The organism is Cohnella sp. (assembly GCF_041641335.1).
Taxonomy (GTDB): domain Bacteria; phylum Bacillota; class Bacilli; order Paenibacillales; family Paenibacillaceae; genus Cohnella.
Window position 1 is genome coordinate 59234 of the sequence record NZ_JBEPYQ010000030.1, and the last position, 8755, is coordinate 67988.

The window sequence follows — 8755 nt, forward strand, 5'->3', positions numbered from 1 at the left end:
ATGGCAGTCAACCGCAGAATTCTCTACTCGTTTCTTTATGTCCTCGCCTTCGGGGCGCTTGCTTGGGCGCTTGTGCCGATTCTGTTCATGGCGATGTCCTCCGCGAAGACGCAGGTCGACATGTTCTCCATGCCGCCTCAGCTGTTCTTCGAGCCGACGTTCGGAGTCTATGCCGACATGTTCTCGGGGAGAGGCAATTTCGTCGAGTTTCTCACGAACAGCATCATCGTCAGCGTCGTGACGACGGCTCTGTCCATTGCGCTCGGCGTGATGGGCGGCTACGCGATCGCCCGCGGCAATTTCAAGCGGGAGAAGGACATCTCGTTCTGGATTATCAGCACGCGGATGGCTCCGATTCCCGCCGTTATTCTGCCGCTGTATCTGATCTTCGCCAAGGTCGGCCTGATCGGGGAGACGGCGGGATTGATTTTCGCCTATACGACCTTCAACCTGCCGTTCGCGCTCTGGCTGATGACGACGTTCTTCAAGGACGTTCCCGTCGACCTGGAGGAGGCGGCGATGATCGACGGCTGCAGCAAGTTCCGCGCCTTCTGGCGGGTGGCGGTCCCGACCGCGGCTCCGGGCATCGTAGCGACGGTCGTGCTCTGTCTGATGTTCTCCTGGAACGATTATGCGTTTGCTTCTATCTTTACGGGCAAAGGAACGCAGACGGTTCCGGTCGCGGTCTCCCTGCTCGTCTCCCAGCAAGGCGTCAAATGGGGACAGGCGATGGCCACAGGAACAGTCATTATTATGCCCATGCTCATTTGCGGCCTGCTGGTGCGCAAATACATGGTCCGCGGCCTGTCCATGGGCGCGGTCAAATAATTCGAAGGGCGGAATAGGAATGACGATTAGCGGCAAAATGAAAGCGGCCGTGCTGACCAAACCCGGCACGATCGAGATCGAGGAGAGGGACATTCCGGCCTTCGGGCCGGATCAGGCCCTCGTGCGCATCCGGGCGGTCGGCCTGTGCGGCTCGGACGTGCACTATTACGAGCATGGCAGGATCGGTCCCTATATCGTCGAGTATCCGATGATTCTCGGACACGAGGCGGCAGGGGAGGTCGTTGCGGTCGGCGGCGAAGTGCGCAACGTCGTTCCCGGCCAGAGGGTAACCATCGAGCCGGGCGTCACCTGCGGCCGCTGCGCCTATTGCAAAGCGGGGCAGTACAATCTGTGCCCGGACGTCGAGTTTCTGGCGACGCCTCCGTATGACGGCGCATTCTGCGAATATATCGCCATCCGCGCCGATATGCTCTTCCCGATCCCGGATTCGATGTCCTACGAGAAGGCCGCGCTGATCGAACCGCTGTCCGTCGGCCTCCATGCGATCCGCAGGGGAGAGCTGGCAGTCGGAGAAACGGTCGTTATTATGGGAATGGGGCCGATCGGCATTCTTGCCCTGCTGGCCGCCAAAACGGCCGGAGCGGGCAGGATCATCGGCGTCGATCTCGAGGCGTTCCGTCTGGAAAGGGCGCTGCAGATGGGCGCTACGGACGTCATCAACCTGCGCGAGGAGGATGCGCAATCGGCGCTGCTGCGATTGACGAACGGCCGTAAGGCCGATCTGGCGATCGAGACGGCCGGCAACGGCCGCGCCGCCCAATCGGCGCTGCAGTCGGTTCGGAGGGGAGGCCGCGTCGTGCTAGTCGGGCTGCCTCAAGAAAACGAGACGCCTCTGAGCATTCCCTATATCGTAGACAACGAGATCGACGTGAGAGGGGTGTTCCGGTACCGCAATACGTATCCGACCGGGGTCGCCGTCATGAACGGGGAGGGCATCGATCTGGAGCCGGTCATCACCGATCGGCTTCCGCTGGAGGAGACGGCCGCGGCATTCGAGAAGGCGATTCACGAGAAGAACAGCACGCTGAAGATCGTCATTTTGCCTTAGGCGCCGCGCGGGTTTTCCGAAAATTAACGATGGACGAATCGGGCCGTCTCTGATAGTTTCGAGAAACGACGGGAGCTCTAGCTCTGCGCATACCGGTCGACCTTTTTCATAAAGTCGGTGATTACGCATGTACAAGTTCGGCAGACTTCTTAGCGCGATCGTCTCGCAAAATATCGCGATCGTGATTTCCATCGGCTTGATTCGGGCCGTCTTCGGCGTATACGGCTGGTTTCCCAACGACAATGTGAACCTGCTCACCGGACCGCTCCTCAACTGGCTGCTTCCGGTGATGTTCGGCTATACGGGAGGGCATCTGATCGGCGGCAAGCGGGGAGGAGCGGTCGCAGCCATCGTCGTATTCTCCTTGGCTCTGGCGAGTACGGTGCCGATGATCTTCATGGCGTTCCTGATCGGCCCCGGTCTGGGGTGGATCGTCCTGCGACTGGAACGCCTGCTGGAGAACCGCCTCCCGTCCGGCTTCGAGCTGCTGATGGCCAACTTCGTCTCGGCTTTGCTGGCCGGAGGTCTGGCCGTCTTCTGTTTCGCTTACGGAGGGCAGGCAATCTCCCGCGCCATCGAGCAGTTGAACGAGCATATCGTGCAGATAGCCTACTCCGGGTGGCTGCCGATCTCGGCGGCCGTCATCGAGCCAGCCAAGGTGCTGTTCCTGAACAACGTCATGAGCTACGGCATTTTCGGGCCGCTCGGCATTTCGCAAATCAAATCTTTAAGCAAGTCGGTCTATTTTCTGCTGGAAGCGAATCCCGGTCCGGGCATGGGGATGCTGCTAGCCTACGTTATTCGGATGCGAGGGAAATGGCGCGGAACGTCGGCGTCGGCATTGGCGATCCATTCGCTCGGGGGCATCCAGGAGGTTTATTTTCCTTACGTGCTCATGCGCCCCCAACTGCTGCTGCCCCTGATCGCCGGCAATATGGCCGGCATTTACGCGTTTCAATATTTTAACGCGGGACTCGTCTCCATTCCTTCTCCGGCCAGCTTGCTGCTGATCGTCGGCTTGACGCCTCCCGGAGATATGCCGTACGTGCTGCTTGGCATCGCCGTCTCGACGGCCGTCTCCTTGACTTTGTCGCTGCTTGTCATTCGGGCGATTCCCGATATGCCCGAGAAGGCGATCGGCAACCGCGAGCACGACGTCGTCCGCAGGCTGGTGCACGTGCAGCAGTGGGAGGAGGTCAAGCGCGTGCTGCGTCCCGTCTCCAATCTGCAGGCTTCGGCAGCGAACACTCGCGAGGAGGCGGAAGCGGCGGCAGCCGTGAGGGGCGAGGCGGCGTCGGCCAGGACGGATGCGGCGATGGACGCCCGCCAGGGAGAGACGGACGAGAACGGGTACACGGTGTGCTTCGCCTGCGACGCGGGAATGGGATCGAGCGCCATGGGCGCGGCGATTCTCCGTAAAAGGCTGCGTACTGCGCGAATGGAGGCGACGGTCGTGCACTCATCGATCGATCAGATTCCGCCGGACGCGCGGCTGATCGTAACTCATCACTACTTGCTGAAGCGGGCAATGGAGCACGCGCCGGGCAGGGAATACGTCTCGCTCGGAAATTACACGGATCCGGCGGCCTACGATACGATCTTGGAGAAATTAAGGAGTTTGATCGCGCTGCGGTCGCAAACCTAAAGGAGGAGAATCCGGCATGGGGCGGACATTGGGAATATCGACGAGCTTTGCGATCAAGCGGTGGCCCGATCCGGAGGACTGGGCCTCGATCGTTAAGCAGGAGCTGGGGTTGGAGACGGTTCAGTTCTCCTTCGACCAGTTCGATCCGCGCGGCTATGCGGAGAGCGTGGCCGCCTATGCCTATCGGGCGCGCAACGCCTGCGCCCGGCACGGCCTGAACGTTCATTCGACGTTCGCGGGCTTGTCCGTCTACTCGCACAATTTGTTGATGCACCCGCTGCCGGAGGGCAGAAGGGATGGCGAGGACTGGTTCGAGAAAGCGTTTTTCATGACTCGCGAATTGGGGGCCGACGCGATCGGAGGGCCGTACGGCGGCATGGATTTGCCGGCTTCTAAGGACGCAGGACGCCGCCGGGAGGCGATCCTTGCGTCCGAGGAGTCGCTCGCTCGATTGCTGGGGGAGGCTCCGAGCTACGGAATCGCCGCATTTTATTGGGAGCAGACCCCCATCCTCAGGGAAGGGCCGGTGGATATGGCGGGCACGCTGGCCCACCTGGAGCGCATAAACGCGATACGGCCGAAAGACGGCGCCGAATTTCTACTGTGCCTGGACGTCGGGCACGCGATTTCGCCGGATGCCGCGGAGTCCGAGAAAGACCCGTACGGGTGGTTGGAGAAGCTGGCGCCGCATGCGCCGATGATTCATCTGCAGCAGACCGACGGTCGATACGACAGGCACTGGCCGTTCACGGAAGAGAACAACGAGCGGGGCATCATCGATGCCGACCGCGTGCTCGCCGCGATCCGCAGGTCCGGCGCGGCCGACCCGCTGCTGCTCGTCGAGGTGGGCCACGCCTTCGAAGAGGAGGACGCGCGGGTGCTGAACGACTTGAAGGAATCGGTTCGCTATTGGCGGGACGCGATCGCGCGGGAAGGGATTTCGGAAGGGGGAGCGGAATAAATGAAGGGGAACGGCGGCGAAGCGCTTCGCTTGGGGATGCTGGAGGAGCTGAAGGGGAGCTTCTTGTCGATAAGCGCCGTGGAAGCGGAGAAGTTGGTCGAGGAGATCGCGGGCGCGAAAAAGGTGTTTATATACGGGTTGGGCCGCGAGAGGCTGATGCTGCTCGCTTTCGGAATGAGGCTGATGCATCTAGGCATTAAGGTTCATATCGTCGGAGACGTGTCGACTCCCGCAATCGAACGGGGAGATCTGTGGCTGACCAGCTCGGGAACTGGCCGACTGGCGACCGTGGAGGCGCTGATGGGCATCGTCGAGGCTTCGGGAGCCCGGACGGTCTTTTTTACGGCTTTCCCCGATGCTCCGCTTCCGCAAAGAGCGGACCTGGTCATTCGCATTCCCGCCCGCACGATGAGAGAGGACGAGGGAGGAACGCCTTCGGTGCAGCCGATGGGCTCGCTGTTCGAGCAATCCCAGCTGCTGTTGTTCGATTGGATCGTCCTGCTCTTGGCCGATCGGCTCGGGCAAACGGAAGCCGGCATGGCGGGGAGACATACGAATCTGGAGTAACAAAGGCTTGAGACCGAAGTCGCCTTCAAGGATGGGATCGGACGTGGATAATAAAATGAAGATCAAGCTGAATGCGCGTCAACAACAAATTTTATTATACTTCCTGGAGTCTGACGATTACGCGCCCTTGAACGCGTTGGCGGAGCGGTTGAACGTCAGCTTGCGCACGTTGCAGCGGGAGCTGTCGGAGCTCGAATTTTATCTCGCCCAGCACGGGCTCGGCTTCGACAAGAAGATCGGGGCCGGCATGAAAATCAGCGGCGGGGAAGACAAGCTGGAGGAGCTGTCGAGCCTGCTCTTTCGAGGCGATGCGATGCAGCCGGCGTATTCGGCAGAGGAGCGGCAAGCGAACATCAAGCTGCAGCTGCTGACAGGCAAAGAGCCGATGAAATTGTACGCCTTAAGCAAGCAGTTGAACGCGGCCGAATCGACGATCAGCAACGATCTTCAGAAGGTCGAACCGTGGTTCGATAAATACGACATCCGCTTGTATCGCAAGCCCGGGCTCGGAGTTTACGTCGAAGGCGCGGAGAAGAGCATCCGGGCGGCGATGGCCGATCTGCTGTACGAGCAAGTGACGCAGGAGCAGCTGATGGAATTCATGTACGAGCCGACCGACGCGCGAAGGGAGAAGCTGCACGCGTCCATTCGCCTTCGCCTGCTGAATTTTATCGATCCGGAATGGCTGTTCCAAATCGAGCGGGTCATTCAACGCTTCGAGCATACCCGGGGCTACCGGATGGCCGACAACGCTTACGTCGGCTTCGTCGTCCACCTGGCCCTGGCCGTTCAGAGGCTCAAGGCGAACGAGGCGATTACGATCGAGGACGAGATTCTGGCGCGGCTCAAACCCACGAAGGAGTTCGGGATGGCCCGCGAGCTGGCGGCGGGGCTGAGCCGCCAGCTGGAGCTGTCCATTCCCGAGAGCGAGATCGGCTACATTACGATGCACATTCTGGGCGCGCGTTCGAATCACGTCATGGGAAGCGACTTCGATTACAGCGTCATTCTCGAATACGTCCGGCGGATGATTTCGATTATGGAGCGGGAGCTCAAGCTGGAGCTGGAGAGCGACGAAACGCTCGTGCACAACCTGACGACGCATCTGACGTCCGCCGTCAAAAGGATCGAGCTCGACATGGCCGTTCGCAACCCGCTGCTGCAGCACGTGAAGGAAGAGTATCCGGATATCTTCGAGGCGACCCGCAAGGCGTCCGGGTATCTCGAGCAGCAGCTGGGCAAGCCGGTTCCGGAGGAGGAGATCGGGTACCTGGCGATGCATTTCGGCACGGCGATTCTGAACAAGCAGGAGACGAAGACGCCGAGGATCCGGGTGCTGCTCGTCTGCTCGAGCGGCATCGGCACGTCGAGGCTGCTGCAGGCGCAGATCAAGAAGAAGCTGCCGGAGCTGCAGGTCGTCGACACGATCTCGCTGTTTCATCTGGAATCGTGGCTCTCCGACCGCGCTCCCGTCGATCTGGTGCTGTCCACGATGCCCGTCAGGCTGGAAGGGGTAAAGGCGGTCGTCGTGAACCCGTTCTTGACCGACGAGGAGATCGAAGGGCTCAGGAAGCAGCTGCCGCAGCTTGCGCGAACGGAGAGGACGGGAGACGAGGAACGCTCCAGCATCGATCAGGTCGTCGATCAGGTCGACCGCTACGGCAAGGCATTGTCCGGTCTGCTGGACAATATCGAGGCGGCGGACCGGTTTCCGGCGGCCTCCAAAACGGAGCTGATCGGCGGAATTATGGCCTTCGTGAAAGAGCGGTTCGACGTGGCCGACGCGGAGCTGCTGAGGCGGGATTTGGAGAAGCGCGAGGAGCTCGGGCCGCTGCTGCTGGAAGAAGATCGTCTGGCCATGCTTCACTGCCGCAGCGAAGGAATCCGGGAGATGTCCGTGTCGGTTCTCCGCCTGGCCGCCGACGTGAATTGGGAAGTCGGCCATCGTCCCGTCCCGGTGCGGACCGTGCTCACGATGCTCGGACCGGCGCATGCGCCGAAGGAAAATTTCGAATTGGTCAGCGAGATCAGCATGGCGCTGGTCGAGGACGATTCGTTTATCCGGACTTTGGCCGCGGGAACCGTAGATGAGGTGCTGGAGAGCATTCGGTTTATTCTGAAAAAAGGCTACGTCAAGCTTGCGGGGCAACGGCTTAGATCATAAAGAGAAGAGGTCGATTAAGCAGATGAAAACGATGAGAACGATGAAAGCGCTAGTCGTAGAGAAGCCGCACCATGCCGTTGTCAAAGAGATTCCCTACCCGGTTCCGGGCGCGGGCGAGGTGACGATCAAAGTAGAGAACGTGGGCATTTGCGGCACGGATTTTCATATTTTCGAAGGCGAATTCATTTCCCCGTATCCGATCGTGCCCGGGCACGAGTTCTCCGGCGTGATCCACGAGGTCGGGGAGGGCGTGAAGACGTTCCGTCCCGGGGACCGGGTCACCGCCGATCCCAGTCTGTTCTGCGGGGCATGCGAATACTGCCTGACGCATCGGGGCAACCATTGCGCGAATTGGGGAGCGCTGGGAAATACGGTGGACGGAAGCATGGCGGAATACGTCAAAGTGCCGATAAGAAACGTCGTAAAAATCCCGGAATCCATGAGCTTCGAGGAAGCCGCGTTCGTCGAGCCGATGGCGTGCGTCGTCCACGGCATGAACCGGCTTGCTCTGAAGGCGGGCGACCGGGTCATCCTGTTCGGCGCTGGCGCGATGGGCCTGCAGCTCGTGCAATCGCTTGCGAGAGCGGGGGCTTCCGAGCTTGTCGTGGTCGACGTGTCCCGGCGGAAGCTGGACATGGCGCTGGAGCTCGGGGCGACGAAAGGGGTGCTCAGCGGAGAGCTCAGGAAGGAAGATTATTCAGGCGGTTTCGATGCGGTCGTGGACGTGACCGGCATTCCCGCGGTGATCGAGAAGGAGTTCGACTACGTCGGGCCTGCAGGCAAGTTTCTGCAGTTCGGAGTCACGCCGCCAAACGCCGAGATCCGAATCAGCCCGTTTAAGCTGTACCAGAAGGATTGGACGCTGATCGGTTCGATGGCGATCAACCACACTTTCCTGCCCGCCCTGAACTGGGTCAAGGAAGGGCGTATCCGGCTGCAACCGCTGATCTCGAAGACGATCGGCCTGGAGGAGGCCGTCGAGTTTTTGGCGAAGCCGAAGGACCCGGACCTGTTCAAGGTGCAGATCAAGCTTTGAGCGGGGGGGACGCTGAAGCCGCATTGGGGCGGCTTTCGGTCATCGACCGCCAGCGCGGCCTGACCCTCGCAGGCTCGCCCAATAAGCCCGTCCCGCGGGCTTATCTCCCCCATCGCCCCCGAAACAGGTGAGCCGGTCGCGGGTGTGCCGGTCGGAATAACGGCCTCCCAGACCGCTATCGCCGCCGAACCGGGTGTACCGGACGGAATAACGGTCTCCCAGACCGTTAACATCGCCGAACTGGGTGTGCCGGTCGGAATAACGGCCTCCCAGACCGCTATCGCCGCCGAACCGGTGTGCCGATCGGAATAACGGTCTCCCAGACCGTTAACATCGCCGAACTGGGTGTGCCGGTCGGAATAACGGCCCCCCAGACCGCTATCGCCGCCGAACCGGGTGTACCGGTCGGAATAACGGTCTCCCAGACCGTTAACATCGCCGAACTGGGTGTGCCGGTCGGAATAACGGCCTCCCAGACCGCTATC

General features: G+C 60.8%; 8 protein-coding genes. 7 read left to right on the plus strand and 1 reads right to left on the minus strand.

Annotated elements, in window-relative coordinates; genetic code table 11:
- From ACESLM_RS12160 to ACESLM_RS12190, 7 genes are all read left to right on the plus strand, one after another.
- Positions 1 to 828 carry a carbohydrate ABC transporter permease gene (locus tag ACESLM_RS12160; protein ID WP_372631843.1) on the plus strand — a complete coding sequence of 276 codons (828 nt, stop codon included), beginning with the start codon at positions 1 to 3 and terminating at the stop codon, positions 826 to 828.
- Between the two features lie 19 nt (positions 829 to 847).
- Positions 848 to 1897, plus strand: coding sequence for an NAD(P)-dependent alcohol dehydrogenase (locus ACESLM_RS12165; RefSeq protein WP_372631844.1), 1050 nt, complete (start codon positions 848 to 850; stop codon positions 1895 to 1897).
- A 127-nt stretch (positions 1898 to 2024) separates the two neighbouring features.
- Positions 2025 to 3542, plus strand: coding sequence for a PTS transporter subunit EIIC (locus ACESLM_RS12170; RefSeq protein ID WP_372631845.1), 1518 nt, complete (start codon positions 2025 to 2027; stop codon positions 3540 to 3542).
- Between the two features lie 16 nt (positions 3543 to 3558).
- Positions 3559 to 4503, plus strand: a complete 945-nt coding sequence (locus ACESLM_RS12175) for a sugar phosphate isomerase/epimerase family protein (protein WP_372631846.1) — start codon at positions 3559 to 3561, stop codon at positions 4501 to 4503.
- Complete coding sequence (gene hxlB / locus ACESLM_RS12180) at positions 4504 to 5070, plus strand: 6-phospho-3-hexuloisomerase (protein ID WP_372631847.1); 567 nt, start codon at positions 4504 to 4506, stop codon at positions 5068 to 5070.
- A gap of 43 nt (positions 5071 to 5113) precedes the next feature.
- A complete protein-coding gene (locus tag ACESLM_RS12185) occupies positions 5114 to 7234 on the plus strand; it encodes a BglG family transcription antiterminator (protein ID WP_372631848.1) in 2121 nt (706 codons plus the stop codon).
- Between the two features lie 22 nt (positions 7235 to 7256).
- The gene (locus ACESLM_RS12190) at positions 7257 to 8270 is read left to right on the plus strand and encodes a zinc-dependent alcohol dehydrogenase family protein (RefSeq protein WP_372631849.1); all 1014 of its coding nucleotides are present in this window, start codon (positions 7257 to 7259) and stop codon (positions 8268 to 8270) included.
- A 277-nt stretch (positions 8271 to 8547) separates the two neighbouring features.
- Here ACESLM_RS12190 and ACESLM_RS12195 read toward each other — a convergent pair.
- On the minus strand, positions 8548 to 8755 hold a 208-nt coding region (locus ACESLM_RS12195; protein ID WP_372631850.1), incomplete at its 5' end, for a hypothetical protein.